Source organism: Terriglobales bacterium, from assembly GCA_035764005.1.
In the GTDB taxonomy this organism is placed as follows: Bacteria; Acidobacteriota; Terriglobia; order Terriglobales; family Acidobacteriaceae; genus Gp1-AA112.
On the sequence record DASTZZ010000069.1, the window covers coordinates 24,507 to 43,812 of the forward strand.

17 protein-coding genes are annotated in these 19,306 nt (G+C 57.1%); 10 read left to right on the top strand and 7 right to left on the bottom strand.

What is annotated here, in order from left to right:
* Window positions 1–297: 297 nt before the first annotated feature.
* Window positions 298–498 (top strand): hypothetical protein, encoded by a 201-nt coding sequence (locus tag VFU50_11020; GenBank protein HEU5233385.1) that lies wholly within the window; start codon window positions 298–300, stop codon window positions 496–498.
* A gap of 319 nt (window positions 499–817) precedes the next feature.
* Here the strand turns inward: VFU50_11020 and VFU50_11025 are convergent, their stop codons facing one another.
* Window positions 818–1,810, bottom strand: coding sequence for a hypothetical protein (locus VFU50_11025; GenBank protein HEU5233386.1), 993 nt, complete (start codon window positions 1,808–1,810; stop codon window positions 818–820).
* Between the two features lie 261 nt (window positions 1,811–2,071).
* On the opposite strand from VFU50_11025, the gene VFU50_11030 reads away from it, so the two are divergent.
* Together VFU50_11030 and ada are read left to right on the top strand one after the other, a co-directional pair.
* Window positions 2,072–3,070 (top strand): hypothetical protein, encoded by a 999-nt coding sequence (locus tag VFU50_11030; GenBank protein HEU5233387.1) that lies wholly within the window; start codon window positions 2,072–2,074, stop codon window positions 3,068–3,070.
* 336 nt (window positions 3,071–3,406) lie between these two features.
* Window positions 3,407–4,483 (top strand): bifunctional DNA-binding transcriptional regulator/O6-methylguanine-DNA methyltransferase Ada, encoded by a 1,077-nt coding sequence (ada, locus tag VFU50_11035; GenBank protein HEU5233388.1) that lies wholly within the window; start codon window positions 3,407–3,409, stop codon window positions 4,481–4,483.
* Window positions 4,484–4,853: 370 nt separating this feature from the next.
* Here ada and VFU50_11040 read toward each other — a convergent pair whose 3' ends face one another.
* The gene (locus VFU50_11040; protein ID HEU5233389.1) at window positions 4,854–6,770 is read right to left on the bottom strand and encodes a SpoIVB peptidase S55 domain-containing protein; all 1,917 of its coding nucleotides are present in this window, start codon (window positions 6,768–6,770) and stop codon (window positions 4,854–4,856) included.
* A gap of 115 nt (window positions 6,771–6,885) precedes the next feature.
* On the opposite strand from VFU50_11040, the gene VFU50_11045 reads away from it, so the two are divergent.
* Complete coding sequence (locus VFU50_11045; protein ID HEU5233390.1) at window positions 6,886–8,028, top strand: VWA domain-containing protein; 1,143 nt, start codon at window positions 6,886–6,888, stop codon at window positions 8,026–8,028.
* A gap of 193 nt (window positions 8,029–8,221) precedes the next feature.
* Complete coding sequence (locus VFU50_11050; GenBank protein ID HEU5233391.1) at window positions 8,222–10,657, top strand: hypothetical protein; 2,436 nt, start codon at window positions 8,222–8,224, stop codon at window positions 10,655–10,657.
* Here the strand turns inward: VFU50_11050 and VFU50_11055 are convergent.
* Together VFU50_11055 and VFU50_11060 are read right to left on the bottom strand one after the other, a co-directional pair.
* On the bottom strand, window positions 10,649–11,095 hold the full coding sequence (locus VFU50_11055; GenBank protein ID HEU5233392.1) for a TA system VapC family ribonuclease toxin: 447 nt from the start codon (window positions 11,093–11,095) through the stop codon (window positions 10,649–10,651). The genes VFU50_11050 and VFU50_11055 overlap by 9 nt on opposite strands.
* Entirely contained in the window at window positions 11,061–11,291 is a 231-nt protein-coding gene (locus VFU50_11060) for a hypothetical protein (protein ID HEU5233393.1), read from the bottom strand. Before VFU50_11060 ends, VFU50_11055 begins: the two co-directional genes overlap by 35 nt.
* Before the next feature lie 140 nt (window positions 11,292–11,431).
* Between VFU50_11060 and VFU50_11065 the strand changes: the two genes are divergently transcribed.
* From VFU50_11065 to VFU50_11080, 4 genes are all read left to right on the top strand, one after another.
* Complete coding sequence (locus VFU50_11065) at window positions 11,432–12,040, top strand: sigma-70 family RNA polymerase sigma factor (protein HEU5233394.1); 609 nt, start codon at window positions 11,432–11,434, stop codon at window positions 12,038–12,040.
* The gene (locus VFU50_11070) at window positions 12,037–12,825 is read left to right on the top strand and encodes a hypothetical protein (GenBank protein HEU5233395.1); all 789 of its coding nucleotides are present in this window, start codon (window positions 12,037–12,039) and stop codon (window positions 12,823–12,825) included. The genes VFU50_11065 and VFU50_11070 overlap by 4 nt, the downstream gene beginning before the upstream one ends.
* Before the next feature lie 41 nt (window positions 12,826–12,866).
* A complete protein-coding gene (locus VFU50_11075; protein HEU5233396.1) occupies window positions 12,867–14,351 on the top strand; it encodes a tetratricopeptide repeat protein in 1,485 nt (494 codons plus the stop codon).
* A gap of 162 nt (window positions 14,352–14,513) precedes the next feature.
* Window positions 14,514–15,593 (top strand): HEAT repeat domain-containing protein, encoded by a 1,080-nt coding sequence (locus tag VFU50_11080; protein ID HEU5233397.1) that lies wholly within the window; start codon window positions 14,514–14,516, stop codon window positions 15,591–15,593.
* A 291-nt stretch (window positions 15,594–15,884) separates the two neighbouring features.
* On the opposite strand, the gene VFU50_11085 is transcribed toward VFU50_11080, so the two are convergent.
* Genes VFU50_11085 through VFU50_11095 form a run of 3 tightly spaced genes read right to left on the bottom strand, consistent with a single transcriptional unit; the run spans window position 15,885 to window position 17,532 of the window.
* A complete protein-coding gene (locus tag VFU50_11085) occupies window positions 15,885–16,427 on the bottom strand; it encodes a periplasmic heavy metal sensor (protein HEU5233398.1) in 543 nt (180 codons plus the stop codon).
* Window positions 16,424–16,951 (bottom strand): hypothetical protein, encoded by a 528-nt coding sequence (locus VFU50_11090; GenBank protein ID HEU5233399.1) that lies wholly within the window; start codon window positions 16,949–16,951, stop codon window positions 16,424–16,426. Before VFU50_11090 ends, VFU50_11085 begins: the two co-directional genes overlap by 4 nt.
* Window positions 16,948–17,532 carry a sigma-70 family RNA polymerase sigma factor gene (locus tag VFU50_11095; protein ID HEU5233400.1) on the bottom strand — a complete coding sequence of 195 codons (585 nt, stop codon included), beginning with the start codon at window positions 17,530–17,532 and terminating at the stop codon, window positions 16,948–16,950. The genes VFU50_11090 and VFU50_11095 overlap by 4 nt, the downstream gene beginning before the upstream one ends.
* Before the next feature lie 331 nt (window positions 17,533–17,863).
* Here VFU50_11095 and rmuC point away from each other — a divergent pair, with 331 nt between their 5' ends.
* Window positions 17,864–19,288, top strand: coding sequence for a DNA recombination protein RmuC (rmuC, locus tag VFU50_11100; GenBank protein HEU5233401.1), 1,425 nt, complete (start codon window positions 17,864–17,866; stop codon window positions 19,286–19,288).
* Window positions 19,289–19,306: the final 18 nt, after the last annotated feature.

Consider the following 19,306-nt stretch of genomic DNA (forward strand, 5'->3'; position numbering starts at 1 on the left):
GCACAACGATACGTCCGTATCTTAGTTGTCAACACCGGGGACGGTCAATGCAGTTAAAGTGGCTTTGCCGCTTCGTCGATGTGTGATTCAGCAGGGCTGGAAAGTTACCTGCGTAATCTGGCCGAAACGAGCGATTTCCTTCATAACAAAGGAGTTCGCTCCAGTTTGGCTTCTGCGCGGAAGTACATGAACCAGGGTGATAGATGATTTCCCTGGTTCCAGGAGCAGAATGGGCCAGCTAAGCAGAGTTGATCCAACTGGCTCTAGCGGAATCGACATCATAAAGGCGGAACGACGGTGAATCCCCAATTGGTGAGCTCGGCAACCTTGAACAGCCTGATCCTAAGCACAATCGTTTTCGCCACTATCGTCTCGGCCATGATTTTGGGCATCTACTCCGGATACCTCACGGTTTCCGGCATCCTGCGGGCGATGAACCGCCGCCCGGCAAAGGCGCAGGCCACAGTTATCGAATTTCCGGCCAACGTCGCCAGCTAAGTTTCCCTACAACGTTACCTCCCCAAAAGATAGCTCCCTTGCGGAGCTTTTCTTTTTGCTGCGATCGAAGGCTTGGTTGACAGAACCGGCGCCGGTGGGCAGTGGGGCAGGCGCGTGTGTTGCGGCTGCGCTGCAAGCGCAAATGCCGGCAGCATCGTCGCATTCGGAGTTCACCTTTCGATGAACTCCGGACCCCCCGACTACCGCCGGCGGTTCTGTTCAAAGCCGCAGCCAGTCATCCGCCAAATCGCAGTTCCAGACGTGCCGCAAACACGCGACACTAACGCGATTTCCGAGTATGGGGCCTCCGGAATGGGAACTATCGCGGGGTCTGCTGCGGGGTCTGCTGCGGCGTCTGCTGACCTTGTTGTTGCTGCTGTTGGCGGAGTCGCTGGAGTTCTTGCAGCAATTGTTCTGGCGTCTTGACCTGCTGCTGCTGTGGTTGCTGCTGCTGGGCTGGCTGAGGCTGGGGTGCCCTCACCTGTTCGGAGGGCACATTCTGTACCGGTCGACCTTCTCCGCCCTGATACACCGGAGCTTGCTCGCTCTCTTCCTGCTCTTCGTTGTTTTCAGGTGGCCGGTAGGGCTGGTTGTTCGCCGTGCTGACACCAGCGGCCGGAGCTGTACCATGTGGGCTCAAAATAATCGTCCGCACGTCGGCAGGATTTTCCAGGCTGCCGACCAGGATGAAGTCGTACCGCGAGCCATCGAAAAGTGAGTTCAGCACATCCCGCGACGAGCCTGGACCAAACTGCCCGAATACTCGCTCTGAATCTGGTCTGGTGCCCTCCACGCGAACACCCGTAGCTCGCTCGATCCCGCTGACAATGTCTGCCAGGGACGAGTTGTTCGCGACAATCGTCAGGTCGCCGTTCGCGTAAGTGACGTTTGGCGGATTCGGAGGCTGCAAAGCCAATCCATAAGGTTGCTGTGGCTGCTGAGGGTTTGCACTACTCACGCCCTGCTGTGGCGGCTGTTGCCCATTCGGCGCCGTTGCTGAACCGGTGGACAAGCCGTTGTTTGGCTCGCTTTGTCCCGGCTGTGGAGCCGGTTGCCTGGGAAAAATCTGGCCCTGACCTGGGGTCCCTACGCGCTGCTCGGGCGGAAACTGCTGCGCAGGATTCGGGAACTGCCTTGCCTGCTGCGTCCCATTTTGCTGGGAGCCGTTTGGTGCCGCCGGCGGAACCCGCCGCATGCGGTTGTAGACCGAAGATGTAGGTTGAGCAGGCTGCCCAGCCTGCGTCTGCTGTGCGTGCATGCTCGTATAGAACAACAGCAGGAGAATGACTGCGAGATTCGTTTTTCCTGGCACGCTGGGTTTATGCTACTCCAAAATGAGTTAACAGAACCGCCGCCTGAAGGCGGTGGGTCGGTGACGGCGAATGGCCGTTGCCGAGCGACAGGATTGCCTCCCGCGGCGAAGATGCCACAGTCGCAAAAGGCGACTGCCCCAGCGGCTACCGCCGCCGGTTCTGTAGGAGAACGGCTGAATCCATCCGAGTTGCAGCCTTCGGCATCTAAAAAACGCGAGCGGCTGCTGGCCGGCCGCTCTAACCACGCTTTTGAGAGGACTATGATCCGCCTCCGTTCTTTGCTTCCCCTTGCCCTGTTGAGCCTTTGTTTCCTGCAGGCGGCCAATGCCGCCGAATCCTGCTACACCACGCAGGATCCCGATTTCGACGCGGCGACGCGCTCGGCGGTTGAAGCCGCGGCCCAACAGTTGTTCAACGATGCCGCTGCAGGCAATGTCGCGGCGATGCAGCAGAATTCCATTTCGGGAATCAATTTCCAGGGGATCGCCAATACGGTCACCGCTAATAAAGCCAAGCTTGCCGGAGGCCAGGCGCACCTGCGCAATGAATGGCTTCTCGATGCGCCCGGCACGCAGACTTACGAACGGGCTGAATTTTTCTGCGGAACTTTCAATTCTCCACAGCACTCGTCATTCGTGATCCCCGGCCTGCCGCCGGGTAAGTATGCGGTTGCGATTCAGGATGTCACCGGCGTTAAGGAGCCGTACCGGATCACCTATATCCTCCAGCAAGACGCCGGCCAATGGAAATTGGCAGGATATTACGCATCGCCGAATCAAGTCGGACCGCATGACGGCCTTTGGTACTGGGTTCAGGCCCGCGATTTGAAAAAACAGGGATTCCAGCACACATCGTTCTTCTATTACACGCAAGCCGCGAGTTTGCTCACTGGCGGCGTGGGTTTCATGAGCACACCGCAACTCGAGGCACTCTATCAAGAACAGCAGGCTACGCAGCCAAAAGACATTCCCCAGAATCCGCAGCAGCCTGTGCCGTTAACGTTGAACGGACAGACCTACAACATTGTCCAGGCTTTCGTCGTACCAGATGAAAAGCAGGGGCTCGATCTGGTGTACAAGTACTCGTCACCCGATATCACGGACCAGGTAAAGACTTTCCAGCAGAACATGGCCTTCATCAAGGCCTTGGCACAGCAATATCCGGAGTATAAGCAGGCGTTCACGTCGATCGTCGCCCGCGCAGTGGCTCCGAGCGGGCAGGACTTCGGTACGCAATTGCCGGTGAACGAAATCAAGTAGCGCTCTTTCATCACAGGACCACGGAGAACGGCTCGGTTGTTGTGTCATTCCGAACCGCGCTTTTTGCGGTGAGGAATCTCTATCGACTGCTACACGCGAAGTAAATCCACTGCTCTTACGTCTGCATCAGATGAGTGGCGAAACCGAAGATTCCTCGATCGGTTTCGCAAAAAACCAGCTCCCCGTGACTATAGGGATTCCTCACCGCCAAAAACCGGCGGTTCGGAATGACAAGCACAACAAGCCTCCGTGTCCTCCGTGTCTCCGTGGTGAAAAAGACTTTCCCGTCGAAAACCGGATAGCGGCCCCCATCCGCGCTAACATAAGCTGCGCAGTATGACTACCGCAGCAGTCGCAGCCCACAATCCGCAGGAGCTTTGGGACGCCGTTGTCGCCCGTAACCGCCGCTTTGATGGGGCGCTGTTCTATGGCGTAAGCACGACTCGCATCTACTGCCGTCCGACTTGCCCTTCGCGGCGACCGAAGCCCGAGAACGTGCAGTTCTTCTTCGATCCGGAGAGCGCCGAGCGCGCCGGGTTCCGCGCGTGCAAGCGCTGCGAGCCCCGCAAGCATGAGGATTCGGAAAAGCTGGACCTCGTTCGCGACGTGTGCCGCGCGGTTGAGAAGAACGTCGATTCTCCGCTGCCGATGAAGCAGTTGAGTGCCGAGTTGAAGATGCATCCGGCGACGCTTGATCGCGCGTTCAAACAGAACACGGGAATCACGATCAAGCAGTATGCGGAAGCGCGACGGCTTTCACTCTTCAAGACTGCGCTGCGATTCGGGCGAGATGTGACCACCGCGATCTACGAAGCCGGCTACAACTCCAGTAGCCGTATCTATGAGCACTCAAATCTGCGTCTCGGCATGACTCCCGCTGCTTATGGCAAAGGGGGCGACGGCGTTAGCATCCGCTACGCAATCGCTCCGTATTCTGCGGGCAGAGCGCTGCTGGCAGTCACCGACAAGGGCGTCTGCAGCGTGAAGCTCGGCAACGATCCCGCGCGCCTGCGTCATGAACTCGAAGGCGAATTTCCCAAAGCGGAACTGTTGGACGCTGGCGAAGAGCTGAAAGACTGGATGAACAACTTGCTTCGCCGGCTCGAAGGCGAGATAGCCCTTCCCGATCTGCCAATCGACGTACGCGCGACCGCATTTCAACGACGGGTATATGAAGAGCTCAAGCGCATCCCCGCAGGCGAGACCCGCACCTACTCGCAAATCGCCAAAAAACTCGGCGGCGAGTCGGGCCGCAGAGCGGTAGCGCGAGCCTGTGCCACCAACAACGTTGCCGTGCTGATTCCCTGCCATCGCGTAGTCCGCACGGACGGCGGCATGGGTGGATATCGCTGGGGAATCGAGCGGAAGCAAGCGCTGCTGTCGCACGAGCGCGAGAAGGTGGAGAAGGCTTGAATCTCTAAGTGGATAAACGCGCCACGTCAGGAGGCCCAACGGGCCGGCAGAAGCGCAGCCCAGTGGCGTGAGCCCCGGGTTAACGAGCCAACAGAAATTTGAGCCCTGGAAGGGCGACACCTCGGCTCCATTTCCGCGGATGCCGCCCTTTCAGGGCTCGACTGGATGGATTTACTCGACCCAGGGCTCACGCCGCTGGGCTCAACTTCTGCCGGCCCGTTGGGCCTCTGGTTCACTCAGGTTTTCCGGCCGATGAATGGCACATTTAAGTGCCACTTTCCCTTGCGACTGTCGCAGCCTGCGGCCCGGACTGGGGTCGCGGCTTCCACGCTGGCAATAGCTAGCGGCCAGCAGCTAGTAGCTGGCAGCTCTACTTAATTTGCACCGTCAACAACTGCGAGCCGGACACGACATAATCCATCGGCGTGGCTGTCTCATCTACCGCTGACTCGCCGCTCACGTACATGTCTTGGCCGTTGCGCATGCCCTGCATCACGTTCATTACTGAGAGCGGCAGGGTGGGCATCACTTTGTCTTCCACCATCGCTTCGGGATTGGCTTCGAGCAGCGAGACGTACAGGTTGTTGTTGGCGTGCTCTTTGTTGAGCAGGTCGATGGTTGAGCCGAGTTCGAGGTTCCGGCCCAGGCTGGAAGGAAGCTTACGGCTGTGATCGAGCGTCTCAGAGTCGCTGACCAGAATACGGAGCTGGCCGCGCGGTACCGAAGTGGGAATCTTCACCGGAATCTGCCGCACGATGGGATCGCCGCGATACGGACGCAGCACCGCTTCCACCGTGATTTCATCTCCGGGACGCGCTTCGGTCACATCGGTACGGGCGGTCTCGAGACGCGCTGCGCGACGTTCCGGCGTTACGTCGAAGTCGACATTCACGCCGTTAATGCCGGGCGTGCTGTACGGATTCTCGAAGATGCGTCCGAAGTGCTCGCCCAGGTTCATCGCCGCCAGCACCGAGCTTTCGGCGCTGTCGTTGGACGTGAACATGTTGTGCATATGCACCGACGGGTATCCGTTGACGGCGATGTCGCCGTTCATGCGATAGGTCACCTGATCGCCATATTGGTTTTGGCTCTGCAGTGCCTGATAGACGGTCGTCATCATGATCAGCGGCGTCAGCTTTGCGTTGTTGAGCACAGAGAACTTCATCTGCTTGGGCTTGCTGCCGCCGTGGATGGTTACCGTAACGGGAATCATCTTCGGCTCTTCGCCGAAGCGCCCGAGGATGCCGCTGTGACGGTCCTGCACGAAGGTGCCAACTTCGTCGGTGGTATTGACGATCTTGTACGAGTTGTACGGCGATGCGAGCGTCGCCACAACATTCGCCTTCGTCATCGGCATATCGACCATGCCGTACTGAGTGAGCGGATGTCCGCAGGCGAGCAGGCGCTGGGGATCGATATACGTAACGGTGCAGGTGGCAGCGATGTCGAGATCGCCGCTGACTAAAACAGCGCTGACCGCAGAGCCAGGCTCGATCGGCTCCGGCTGATGCTCGTGGCTCGCCGAGCCCACTCCCATTACGGGAACGAGTCCGGCTTGCGCGAACTGTGAGGCGAACTGACGGATCGTTGACTCTGTGAATCCGCTGAAGACGAACGGAGCGTCGATGGGCTGCATCATCGAGGCGAAGCTCTGAAGATCAGGGCTGCCATCGCCGGCGTTCGAGATCTTGCTCATCGTCTTCGCGGCGCGTGCAGTGCTGATTTGCTCAGGCTGGCTGCGGTCCATGGCGTCGATTTCGAGCATGTCCTCGATAGGGGTGATACCGCAGATCGGCTCTTTCGAGAATTGCCCAATTCGATACGAGATCGCGCCGACGAGTTTGCCGTCGATGTACACCGGGCTGCCGCTCATGCCGGCGACCACGCCCGTGTATTCCACTTTCTCGCCATGCAGGCGCGCCAGGATCAGGTCGCTCTTCGGACCGTTGAGGTTCGGCAGCACGCCGAGGACTTCCACGTCCATCGGCTCGGGCTTCGTCCCCTCGAAGACCGTGTACGCAACGCCGCGCATGCCGCGATGCACGTCGCTCACCGGCATCGTCTCCGGCGTGACGCGCGTCGCTTTAGCAATGGGTTGAGGAGCGGGAATCGCTTGCGCGCCCGCCAAACTGCATAACAAAATTAAAGGGGAAATCCGAGCGAGGTAGGAAAGAATGCTCTTCATACTGATGTACAAACACTCGGAGCGCACCAGAGATGCGGGGATGAAACGTCCCGCAAACGCAGGAAACACGCAATCCACGATGGTTTCCGAGTAGTTCGCCATCTATACTAATACAGAGACTCTCGAAAGCAATACGCAAAGAGTCAGTAGGAAGGCATCAAAAATGTCCCTTAGTGGTACTAGGGTGCAACCATCAGGCGCTCTTAAGGTGCTCCTGATGGCGATGTGCACCGTTGCATTTGCAATCTCTCCCAGCAACGCCCAGAATTGGCAGAACCAATCGCAGAACCAGCAAGGCGCTCAGCAGCAAACACAGACGCCCGAAGCCGGTGGACCCACAGGCGATATTGGGCCGATTGCCGTCCCAAAGAAGAAGCCCGAGGATGAAAAGCCGCCGGAACGCGTCCCAAAGGTAAAGAATCCGGAAGAAATCGGCACATTTTCGCTGAAAGTCGATGTGCCGCTCGTGAACTTGCCGGTGGACGTCGTCACTTCCAACGGCCAGTTCATTCCCGGACTCAGGGCCGAGAACTTCAAGGTCCTGGAAGACGGAGTTCCGCAGAAGATCGACACCTTCGCCCAGCAGGGCGACAAGCCCATCACGGCGGTGCTGCTGATCGAGTTCGCGGCCAACAACTACTACTTCATGATGGACGCGCTCAACGCCGCGTACTCCTTCACCCAGCAGATGAAGAAGGAAGACTGGATCGCGGTGACCTCGTATGACATGAAGCCACATATCCTGGTCGACTTCACGCAGGACAAAAACCAGGTCATGGGTGCACTGGGTCAGCTACGCATCCCCGGCTTCAGCGAGACGAATCTCTTCGACGCGTTGTACGACACGATCGATCGTCTCGAAGGCGTCGAGGGGCAGAAGTATATCCTCCTCATTTGCGACGGCATCGATACCTTCAGCAAGCTGAACTATGACAAAGTGCTGAAGAAGATTCAGGGCTCGAAGAACATCACCATCTTCTGCGTAGGCACAGGGCAGGCGTTTCGGCTTTGGGCTGAGTCGCATGGCTACATGGGCCCAATCGCGAACCTCGATTTCCTGCAGGCCGACAACCAGCTCAACACCTTCGCCCGCATGACTGGCGGACGAGCCTACTTCCCGCGCTTCACTGCGGAGTTTCCTGAGGACTTTGCAGACATCGCCGCCGATATTCGCAATCAGTACATGCTTTCGTATCGTCCGTCGAATGCGAAGCAGGACGGCACCTGGCGCAAGGTCAAGGTGGAACTGGTCGATCCGCAAACGGGACAGCCACTGATCGTGCAGGACCAGCATAGGAAGAAGATCAAGTATCAGATCATCGCGCGCGACGGATACAAGGCGAAGAACGAGGTGGAATGATTTTCTTTCTGGTTGTCATTCCGAACCGCGGTTTTTGCGGTGAGGAATCCCTACCGGTTACAACCAAGCTTTCGTGAAAAGAGTAAGTTTCAGCACGCCTTTTCGGGAGAGCATGAAAGTGGATAGGGATTCCTCACCGCCAAACAGCGGCGGTTCGGAATGACATACCTTGAACATCTGATATGTTCACAGGATGCCCGAATCGACCCTGGTCCTCCAGCCAGAGAGCAGCACGCAAGTCGCGCAGCCGGCCAATCTTCGCCTCCCGCTAATTATTGCGATCGTCAGTTGCGGCAGCCTTCTGCTGGAGCTCGCGCTCACGCGGCTATTCTCGGTCGTGCTCTTCTACCACTTCGCCTTTCTGGCGATTTCGGTCGCGCTGTTGGGACTAGGCGCCGGGGGCGTGTTCGCGCATATTTTCCGCACCAGGCTTTCGCGATGGACGGTTCCCGAACTTGGCGGCAAGCTGCTGGTGCTCAGTTCCATTCTGGTATTCGGAGTTCTTGAGGTCGTCCTTCACTCGGCAGTCTCGCTCAATCTTGAGCTGCGCAATTTCGAAAAACTTACCATCATCTATTTGGCCGCGGCTGTTCCTTTTTTCATTACGGGTCTGATTTTTTCGATCGTCTTCGCGCGTGAAACTCAGCAGGTCGCGAAGCTTTACGGATTCGACCTGATTGGCGGCGCTAGCGCATGCATTCTGCTGGTGCCTCTTCTGAACATTGTCGGTGGACCCAATGCAGTGCTCTGCTCCGCGGCGCTGATGGCCATTGGCGCTGCTCTTTGGAGCAAGACTCGGGCCGTACGTTCGCTCGCGCTCGCGATCGTCATTGCATACCTCGCATTGATCGCCGCCAACCACAATGGTCGTTTGATCGACATCATCTATGCCAAAGGTGCCCGAAGGACAGGTGTAGAGTTCGCGCGGTGGAATGCTCTATCACGTGTGGAGGTGGATCAGGTCGGTCAGTCGAAGTATGTCGTCATCGACGCGGACGCGTCCACGGCAATCATGAACGTCGCCCCGGCCTTGTGGGCTGTTGATATTCCGGTGCGTCCTGATTCGGGAAGCTCGTCAGCTTCGTTCAACTGGCGCAACGACCTTATGAACGCCGCGCCGTCGCTGGCGAACGTGCTCCGCCCGCGCGGGGACTTCGCGATCATTGGTCCGGGAGGCGGCGTCGATGTGCTGCGCGCGGTCGCCAATGGCAGCCGCAACGTCACCGGCATTGAGATCAATCCCCTCATTGCGAACACGATTATGCGCGACGAATATGCCGGCTATGCGTATCACCTCTACGATCGGCCTGAGGTACACATCCACGTTGCCGATGGACGCTCATATCTGCGTAGCAGCCGTGATCTCTACGATGTTGTGCAGATGACCCTCGTCGATACCTGGGCATCCACCGCGGCCGGAGCCTATGCGCTGAGCGAAAACAACCTCTACACAGTCGAGGCCTTTCGTGAGTACTTCGATCATCTTCGTCCCGATGGCATGATCGCCATCACGCGCTGGGAGTTCCTCCAACCGCGTGAAGCTTTGCGCGTGGTGTCACAAGCAATTGAGGCGCTTCACGAGCTAGGAGTCTCAAATCCGGAAGCCAATTTCATCGTCGCATCGGATGGTCCCCTTGATCAGGACGGACGTCCAGTGATTGTGCTCGCGAAAAAGTCTGCGTTCACTGCAGATGAGATCGCAGCGGTGCGATCACATCTGGCTGTCCATCCCAAACTTGTCAGTCTCTACATTCCTGGCGGCGACAATGCGCAGAACGCGTTCACGCGCTTGATTCAGTCCAATGATCCGCGAGCCTTCGCCGCAACCTATCAGTACAACGTCGCTCCGGTTTTTGATTCTTCGCCGTTCTTCTTCTTCACGTTGAAGACCGGCCACGCATTGGCCGATCTGCGGAGAACGCGCGGCGGTATGGATTGGCGCGTGAACCTGGGCATTGTGATTCTCGGCATGGTGCTGGCGATATCGATTGTTGCTGTGATTGTATTTCTGGTCGTTCCTCTTGCGCTCGAGCCGCGGACAACGTATCCGCGCATTTTGCCTCTGTGCTACTTCATCGCCGTAGGACTCGGGTACATTCTGGTGGAGATCACGCTCATTCAGCGCTTCGTGCTCTTCCTCGGCCACCCGACCTATGCATTGACCGTTGTTATCTTTCTCCTCCTGTTGGCGAGCGGTGCCGGAAGTCTCACCGCACGACGCTGGATGCCGCGAGTACAAACGCTTCGTCCGGTTCTGTTGGCGATCGTTGCCGGCGTAATTGCGTACCTGCTTCTGCTGCCGTTGATCCTTAAGTCGCTCGTGGGAGTTCCGTTTCCACTCAAGCTTCTCATCAGCGGAGCACTGATCATTCCGCTCGGCTTCGTAATGGGAATGCCGTTCCCGACCGGCCTTTGTCTGCTGGATGAGAATTCACGCAGTGGCAATGGAATGTGCGAGTGGGCGTGGGCAATCAATGCGTCAGCTAGCGTGCTGGGGTCAGTAGTTGCGATGGTTGTCGCGATCCATTTCGGACTCAACGTGACGCTGACTTGTGGCGCGCTGGCGTACGTGCTGGCTATGATGTTTGCACCCGCCCTTCGACTCTCGATCCCAATTGAATTAGATTGAGAGCAGTTTCAAATTTCTCACTCTGCCGCGAAAAGCCTGGTCGAATGTCACCAGAGTCAGATCTCCAGAGGCCGCAAACGCAGCAAGATAGTCATCCGTCCAAGTTTTAGAAGTGGGATGCGGTCGCGAAGAGTGGCGTCGGAACTCAATCTCAAGTTCCGCAGGTTCAGGTGCAAATTCTATATGGTCGTCTTCGAGAAACTCATCGTAGGCTTTCCATGCTTCAGCTTGCGTGAGAACTTCGGGACCCATAACGCTCTCGGAGGTCAGAAGCCGGAGTAAACCCATCTGCGTCACACGGCAGAAGCACACGCGAGCTTCCGGAAGGAGTGAGTCGAACCATCGACTAGCAATGGAGTGATGGATGTGGGCAGCAGCAGAGGCAGCGAGCCAAACGTTGATATCAGGGAAAAGGCACAAGCTCTGCGATCTTGGCATTGTCGATATTTAACCAGCCTGGCGTTTTCGATTTCACAATGGGAAGCTTGACCCGTTTGCCAGTCTTCTTCTTTCTGAGACCCAATTCATTCTCGACACTGCGCAGAACGATCGCCTTTACTGATTTGCCCTCCTGCGCGGCCTTGCTTTTCAGAATCCGGTAAACGGGGTCCGGAATGTCCAGTGTCGTTCGCATGCCTTGATTCTGCCATATTTATGGCTGAATCGCTACGCCCTTTCGGGTTGTGCTGCTAACCTCTGCTTTTTCCGCCAGATCCGATGCGGTTCTTAAATGTTCCCTAACCGCTTGCTCTCAAAGCTGGTCTAATCCCTCGAATGGAGCTCACCGACCGGGCAGCCGTGGATGAGGTGCTCGCCGGCAAACACGAGTCGTTTCGTGTGCTGGTAGATCGTCACGGACGCAAGGTCTTTGGGCTGGCATATCGCATGACCGGCAATGAACATGACGCAGACGAAGTAGTGCAGGAGACTTTCCTGCGCTGTTACAAGCGGCTCGACAGCTTCGAGGCGCGCTCCAGCTTTTCCACCTGGCTGTATCGCATAGCCTCCAACTGTGCCCTCGACCTGCTCGCGAAGCGCAAGCAGGACAAAACGCACATCGTCGAGAGCGACGCGCGGGATGACGAACTGAATCCCGAAGAGCGCACCCTCGACTATGCCACGCCTCAGCCGGGGCCGGAGCGCATGCTGCTCAGCACTGAATTGCGCAAGCGTGTAAGCGATGCCATGCAGCGATTGACCGCTATCGAACGGACCGCATTCGTGCTGCGCCACTTTGAAGGGCGTTCGATTTCGGAAATCGGAAGTGTGCTCAAGGTCCGCGATGAGGCGGTGAAGAACACGATTTTTCGCGCGGTAAAGAAGATGCGCAGTGAACTCGAGCCATTTATGACCGCCGGCACAGTACAGAGAGGTACGCGATGAGCCGCCATTTGACGGAACAGGAACTCGTCCTTCATTTCTACGAACCCGGCCGAAGCGACGAGCGGCATTTGGCCGAGTGTCCGACGTGCGCAGCCGAGTTTGCCCAGATTCGCGCGACACTTTCGGCGATTGATTATCCCATTCCGGAACGCGCAGCGGATTATGAAACACAACTATGGAGCACGTTGAAGCCGCGGCTGGATTTAACCGAGTCACCTAAAGCATCGGTCTGGCGTGCGCTGCTTCAGCCGCGGAAGTGGGCGATCGCTGGTGCGTTGGCGTTGTTGGTGATGGCTGCGTTCCTGGCAGGGCGGTATCTGTCACGTCACGAGCAGCCGAGCCCGTTGGTCAAAGTGGAGGCGCCGAAGACTGGCAGTGATCGCGTGCTCATGGTCGCTGTCGGCGACCACCTCGATCGCACAGAGATGATTCTCGTCGAACTCGCCAACACGCCAGCTGAAGGCAAGGTCGATATCTCCGCGGAGCGTGAACTGGCGCAGAACTTGGTGAGCGAAAACCGGCTTTATCGGCAAACTGCGCAGCGCGATAAAGATACAGAAATCGCCAACGTCCTCGATCAAGTTGAGCGGGTGCTGATCGACATCTCGCATCATCCCGATTCGGTCTCCGGGAAGGAACTGCAGGAGCTCCAGCAGCGCATCGAGTCGCAGGGCGTGCTGTTCAAGGTCAGAGTGATCGACTCGAAGGTGAAGGCACGAAGCCGAGGTGAAAGAGCAGCACCGGCGAAGAATACTAACGGCCCGCAATTGCCGATTGTGATTTAAGCAGTCCATGAAACTTGCAAGCATAGAAGGCAACTAACGAGATGAACAAATTCATATCTTTCATATTCATTCTTATCCTTGCGCTCGCCGCCGCGGTGGGCGCACAAACCGATGATCTTCCTCAAGGCGCGATCTCGAGCTTTCAGCCGCAGAGAACTGGCGACCGCGTGGAAGATGCCTACAGCGCCGGCAAGAAAGCCATCTACGACAGCAACTGGCAGCAGGCGCTGGATTCCTATTCTCAGGTGGTAAAAGCTGGACGCGCCCACGTGGATGAGGCGCTCTATTGGCAGGCATACGCGCAGAACAAACTCGGGCGACGCGGAGACGCTCTTAACAGCATTGCGCAACTGAAGCGCAGCTATCCTCAAAGTTCTTGGATCAAGGATGCCGATGCATTGCAGCTTGAGTGGCGGGCGCGTCCCAACCCTGACCAGGAGAGCGATTGCGATCTCAAAATTCTCGCAGTTAACAGTCTGCTGAACACAGATCCGGATCGCGCTCTTCCCATTCTGGAAAAGCTGCTGGGCAACAATGGCAACGCAGGACAGTGCGGTGGACAAGTGCTGGAGAAGGCGCTGTTTGTACTCTCGCAGAGCGATGATCCACGTGCGCGCGATCTGATGCTGAAGATTGCGACCGGCAAGCTGCATCCCGAGCTTCAACAGAAGGCGATTCACTATCTCGGGATCAGCGGTAACCACGAAACGCTGATGAAGATCTACACAGAGAGCACTTCTGTCGACGCTAAGAAGAGCGCGCTGCACTCTCTTGGCATCTCTGGGGGATGCAAGGAATTACTCACGCTTTCAGGACCGGAAAAAGACGCGTCGCTCGTGCGTGAAGCAATTCATTCGATGGGCATCGCCGGATGCAGAGATCAATTACGGGATCTCTACAGTAAGGCCACATCACCCGACATGAAACGCGACCTGTTGCATTCAACGATCGTTTCTGGTGATACCGAGCTGCAAGAGAAAGTCGCACACAGTGATCCTGATCCGAAGCTGCGGGCCGAGGCGGTGAAAGACCTAGGAATCTCCGGTGGATGCAAGCAGCTTACGGACTTCGCAGGAGAGAAAGATCCCGATGTTATGCACTCGGCGATTCACGCGATGGGCGTCGGTGGATGCCGCGATCAGCTTCGCGATCTGTACAGCAAGACCACGAATCGTGATCTGAAGGGCGACATCTTGCACGCAACGATTGTCTCGGGCGATACCGAGCTGCAGGAGAAAGTTGCGCTCAGCGATCCCGATCCGGAACTGAGGGCACAAGCCATCAAAGATTTGGGCATCTCTGGCGGCAGCAGCGAGACGCTCATGAAGATCTACCAGAGCAACCAGAGCGCCGACGTTCGTGATGCAGCGATCAACGCGCTCTTCATTAAGGGCGACGCGCATTCTCTGGTTGAACTGGCTCGAAAAGAAACAAATCCGGAGCTGCGCAAAGAGATCGTGGGCAAGCTCTCCGTGATGGGAAATCGGGAAGCAAACGATTATCTGATGGAGATTCTGAACAAGTAGGGAAGGAGGGAACAGGGGACAGGTTACAGGGGACAGAAAACCAATGAGCACGTGCCGACGTTGCCGTGAGCTTGAACGTTATCGTTTCCTTTCCCTCATCTCCGTCCCTTGTTCCCTGTCCCCTGTCACCTGTTCCCTGTCACCTGTATTCGAGAGGCCATTATGAAAACCAAGCTCATTATCGTCGCAGCGTTGATCGCAGCCACTTGCTCCGCACAGGTTTCGCTGAAAAGCGAACCTGGCGAGATGCCACAGATTAAGAACGCAAAGCTGGAGACCGTAGCGGCGGCAGGCAATCTGCAGCAGCAGATCGAAGCCTTTGCTTCGCGCCAGAATGGAACTGCATGGATCGGCTATTCGGTGCCGGCCGTCAGTTCACATCGAACTATCTGCTGCTACGACGGCGGATGGCAGGAGCGTAGCTGTTGCGGCACGTGCCGGCTATCGTCTGAGCACAACACCTTTTCGGGCTCTCGCGATGATTGCGACGATGTCGAGGTCACGAGCCTGGCTGTTCTCTACCGCGTGGAAGATAAGAAGATCGACACTATTCGCATCTTCAGCCAGAACTGCTCGATTGACGCCGGAGGTCTTCCCGTTTGGGTAATTACGAACGCTGATCCCAAACAGAGCGTCGCCTATCTCAGCACATTTGTAACCAAGGATCAGGATTCTCACCTCGCTCGACGCGCCGTCGACGCAATTTCCGAGCACGCCGATTCTTCGGCTGATGCTGCCCTTGATCATTTCGTGAGCGCGGAATATCCGGAGAAGACGCGCGAGCACGCTGCATTCTGGCTCGGTGTTGCCCGCGGTGAACACGGCTACGCTACGCTGAAGCGGCTGATTGAGTCCGATCCTAGCGACACCTTTCGCGACAAGCTGACGTTCCCATTGAGCCAGAGCAGCGATGCGCAGGCGCAAGACGAGTTAATCCATGTCGCCAAACAGGACTCGAGTTCGCGCGTGCGCGGTCAGGCTCTGTTTTGGCTCGCGCAGAAAGCCGGAAAGAAGGTTGCCGGAGCAATCAGCGACGCAATCGAGAACGATCCGGATACTGACGTAAAAAAGAAAGCTGTCTTCGCACTTTCGCAAATGCCAGACCATGAAGGTGTCCCCAAGCTAATCGAAGTGGCCAGGAACAACAGGAATCCTGCGGTCAGAAAGCAGGCCGTGTTCTGGCTGGGGCAGTCGAATGATCCACGGGCACTGGATTTCATCACCAGCGTGCTTACGCATTAGGTACATTTCTTCCTTTGTATTTCCTAGGCAGTGTCATCCCTCGCGCAGCCGCGATCTATCAGGGATCTTTGCTTTGCTGCGCGGGGGACCTGCTGTTGTATCTGCGGCAAAAACAGATCCCCCGCTCCGCAACACCAGCTTGTCGAAGTTCTAAACCGTGTCGCTGCGGAGCGAGGGATGACAATGTTTCGGGAATCGAAGAGCATAAGCCCATTTCCCCGATCAGGAAGCGCACAACAACGCCAAAAACAAAAGCCCTGCCGTGCGACAGGGCTTTGGCAGTCCAGGCCGTTATTCAAGTGGCGGCATGGGAGGAGGGCCGTCCCCCGGGCCACCCGGTCCTGGCTTGTGCATGCGGAAAAACATTCTTTCGTGACTCATCGATTGGAGCTGCTTCCACTGGTCGGGCGTGAGTACTCCGCGGAACGCCAGCGTCATCACCGTAAATTCTTTCTCCAGGGCGTTGCGTGCGTTCTGGAGTTGCGTCACTTGCGCCAGCACCTGGTCCTGCTGCGGCTGGTCCTGATCGAGCAGATCGCTCAACTTGCCTTCCTCGATCTCGACGTTGGCTTTCATCTGCGCCAGATTGGCGCGGTGACTGGAGAAGATCTGGTTGAGCTGCTGCGTCTGCTGTTCACTGAGTCCAATCTTCTGCGCAAGTTCAGAGTTGCGCCACCAATCATGCCCAAATCCCATGCCCGGCATTCCTCCGTGCATCTTGTCCCGCATGACATAGACTCTGGGCTTCTCGGTTGGCGGTTGTGAATCGTTCTGTGCTGACAAAATTCCGCCCGCCGCCAGCAAGAAGATCAATACATGAGACGAAGTCTTCATTGTGTGTTCCTTGTTCGATTGTGCGAAGTATTATGCGAATTCAGGTTCTTGTTCGAACCTTCCATTTCTCCCACCAGCAGACTGGCCGGCTGCAGAGCCTCCGGCAGATCTCCATCGAGCTGTGCTTCGACGTCGCCGAGCAAAGCAGAGTCAGAGATTTCCGCCGGCGGCTGATTCGTTGCGGTCGTTGGGGGAGAGCTGTGAAATCCGAGGAAAAGGAATGCCACCAGTACGATCGTCAACACCGCCATTGCGAGCGCGAATCCGGCGCTGCGTCCCTGTGTTTCCCGAATCTGCACTGCCAGGATTCCCTGCTGAATCGCGCGCGACTGCCTTCCCCAATCGATCGCCGATCGCCCGGCGCTGTAGCAGACATCCTGACGCAGGCTCGCCATGCGCTGGCGATACATCTCCACCTGCTGCTGGCAGTCAGCGCAAATCTGCAGATGCTGCGCCGCGCGTAGTTCCCGTTCGCCCGCTGCGGCAGCAGTAATTTCCTGATCGCTCAGGTGAATCGAAATCACGATTGTTCTCCTTCCTGCCACGTGCGCAGGTTCATCATTGCTCGATGCAAGTGCGACTTCACTGTGCCCGGCTTGCGATTCGTCGCGCGCGCAATCTCGTCGATTGACATTCCTTCTACCGCACTCAACAGTAGCGCCTCGCGCTGCGGCGGAGTCAGATCGCGAATTCGCGCGGAGACGCGTTCCAGGCGTTCGCGCCGCAGAATCTGCTCTTCCGGAGTCGAGCCCGGATCGCGCACCTGCTGTGCCCGCTTCTGCTCCTCATCCGAATGATCGAAGCGGATGAAGCGCCGCCAGAACCCGAAGCGCCGGTTGCGGTAATGATCACGAACAAGATTGATCGCGATCCGCGCCAGCCAGGTAAACACCTGCGAGTCGCCGCGGAAGCCATGCTGCTTCTGAAATGCGCGGATAAAGCACTCCTGCGTCAATTCTTCGGCGAGATCCGGATCGCCAGTCTGCGCCAGCAACAGCCGATAGACGCGCTGCTGATAGAGCCGAATGAATTCGTCGAAATCGGCGAAAGGCGAATCAGTTTCAGCATTCGCCGTAACCGGAGCCGCGGCCTGTACCATGTTCATCGTTTCGATGAGCTCTCTCCATTAAGTGAATGGACGAATTTGCAGGCGGGGAGTTTACGCGCTCCTGCAATTTTTCTAAAACCAGGTGGAGCCTTCAAGTTTTGGAATTTCCTGATTTTGTGATTTCGTGATTTCGCGATTTCGTGATTGTTGTGCTCCCAATCGCAAAATCACGAAATCACCCAATCGCGAATTTGGCAGCACGAGCTCGTCATGATTTGGGGGACCTCGAGTTTCTGCCCTGATTCCCTCAATTCCACAGTGAATTTTCATGTAACCGCCGACGCGAAACGTGGTACCTTCGTTTAAGCTTCGCCCTGTCGGAGGACGAATGGGATTTGCAGTCGCTGGGCTTTCCGCTTTCGCTGGAGCAATCGCCGTTTATGCAGCTCTTCGCCCCAAGCTCGCGGTCGCTCGCGAACGAGCGGAGCATTTGGATGCACGTGTGGCCGAACTCACCTCCGCGCAGACTCGATTATCCGCTGACGTCGCCGCCAAGCAGAACGCACTTCTTGCTGCCTCCAGCGAACTTTCGGCCCTGAAAGCCTCTCTGGCAGCCGAGCGAGAAGCGGCCGAGGAGAAGCTGGCGTTGATTCAGCAAACACAGCAGAAGTTTGAGGACGCTTTTGGACACTTGGCTGATCGCGCTCTCAAGGGTAATGCGGCTGAATTCCTGAACCTGGCGAAGAACCTTCTCGATCAGCAGCAGAAGATGGCATCGGGCGATCTGGATGCAAAGAAAGATGCCATCCAATCGTTGCTGAAAACCGCAGCCGATTCCCTTTCGCAACTCCAGGAGCGCATCTCGGCCAGCGATAGCGAGCGCAAAGCCAGCGAATCGGTCTTCGGAGAGCAAATTCACTCGCTGGTTGAATTGCAACACCGTCTATCGGACGAAACTCGCCGTCTCTCTCGCGCGCTTGAGCGCCCGACCGTCCGTGGCAACTGGGGCGAAGTGCAGTTGCGGCGCGTAGTCGAGTTCGCAGGCATGGTCGAATACTGCGACTTCGAATCGCAAAAGACCTTCTTCGACGATGATCGCCGACGGCTTCGTCCAGACCTCATCGTCAGAATGCCGAATGGGCGAATCATCGCCGTAGATGCCAAAGTTTCTCTCGATGCGTTCACGAAAGCCGCCAACGCCGAGCAGGACACCGAAGTTCGCGAGCACCTCGATCAGCATGCCCGCCAAGTCCGCGCGCACATCGAAAGCCTGTCGTCGAAAGCATATTGGGAACAGCTTCCCAATTCTCCGGACTTCGTGGTTGCCTTCATGCCCAGCGAAGCGCTGCTGAGCGCCGCTTTGCAGGCTGATCGCTCGCTGCTCGACGACGCTGCGCAAGGCAAAGTTCTCCTCGCCAGTCCTTTGACCCTCATCGCGCTACTCAAGGCCGTCTACTGCGGCTGGCGCGAAGACAAGCTTGCCAAGAACGCAGAAGAAATCAGCAATCTTGGCCGCCAGCTCTACGCTCGGCTGGTCACGCTCGGAAATCATCTTTCGAAATTGGGAAATCATCTCGATCGCGCGGTATCTACCTACAACGATGTGATCGGGTCTATCGAGCGCAATGCCTTCCCAGCAGCGCGCAGATTCGAACAGCTTGGAGCCGCTTCCGGCGACGTGATTCCGGAACTCGTAGCCGTCGATCACCTCGCGCGGCCTTTGCAGGCTGCGGAATGGCGGACAGAGACTAGCGAGAATGCATTGGACCTGAACACTCTGGAACTTGCTGAAGGAAGCGGGATGCCGTCATAAACGTGCGCTAAGCAAACC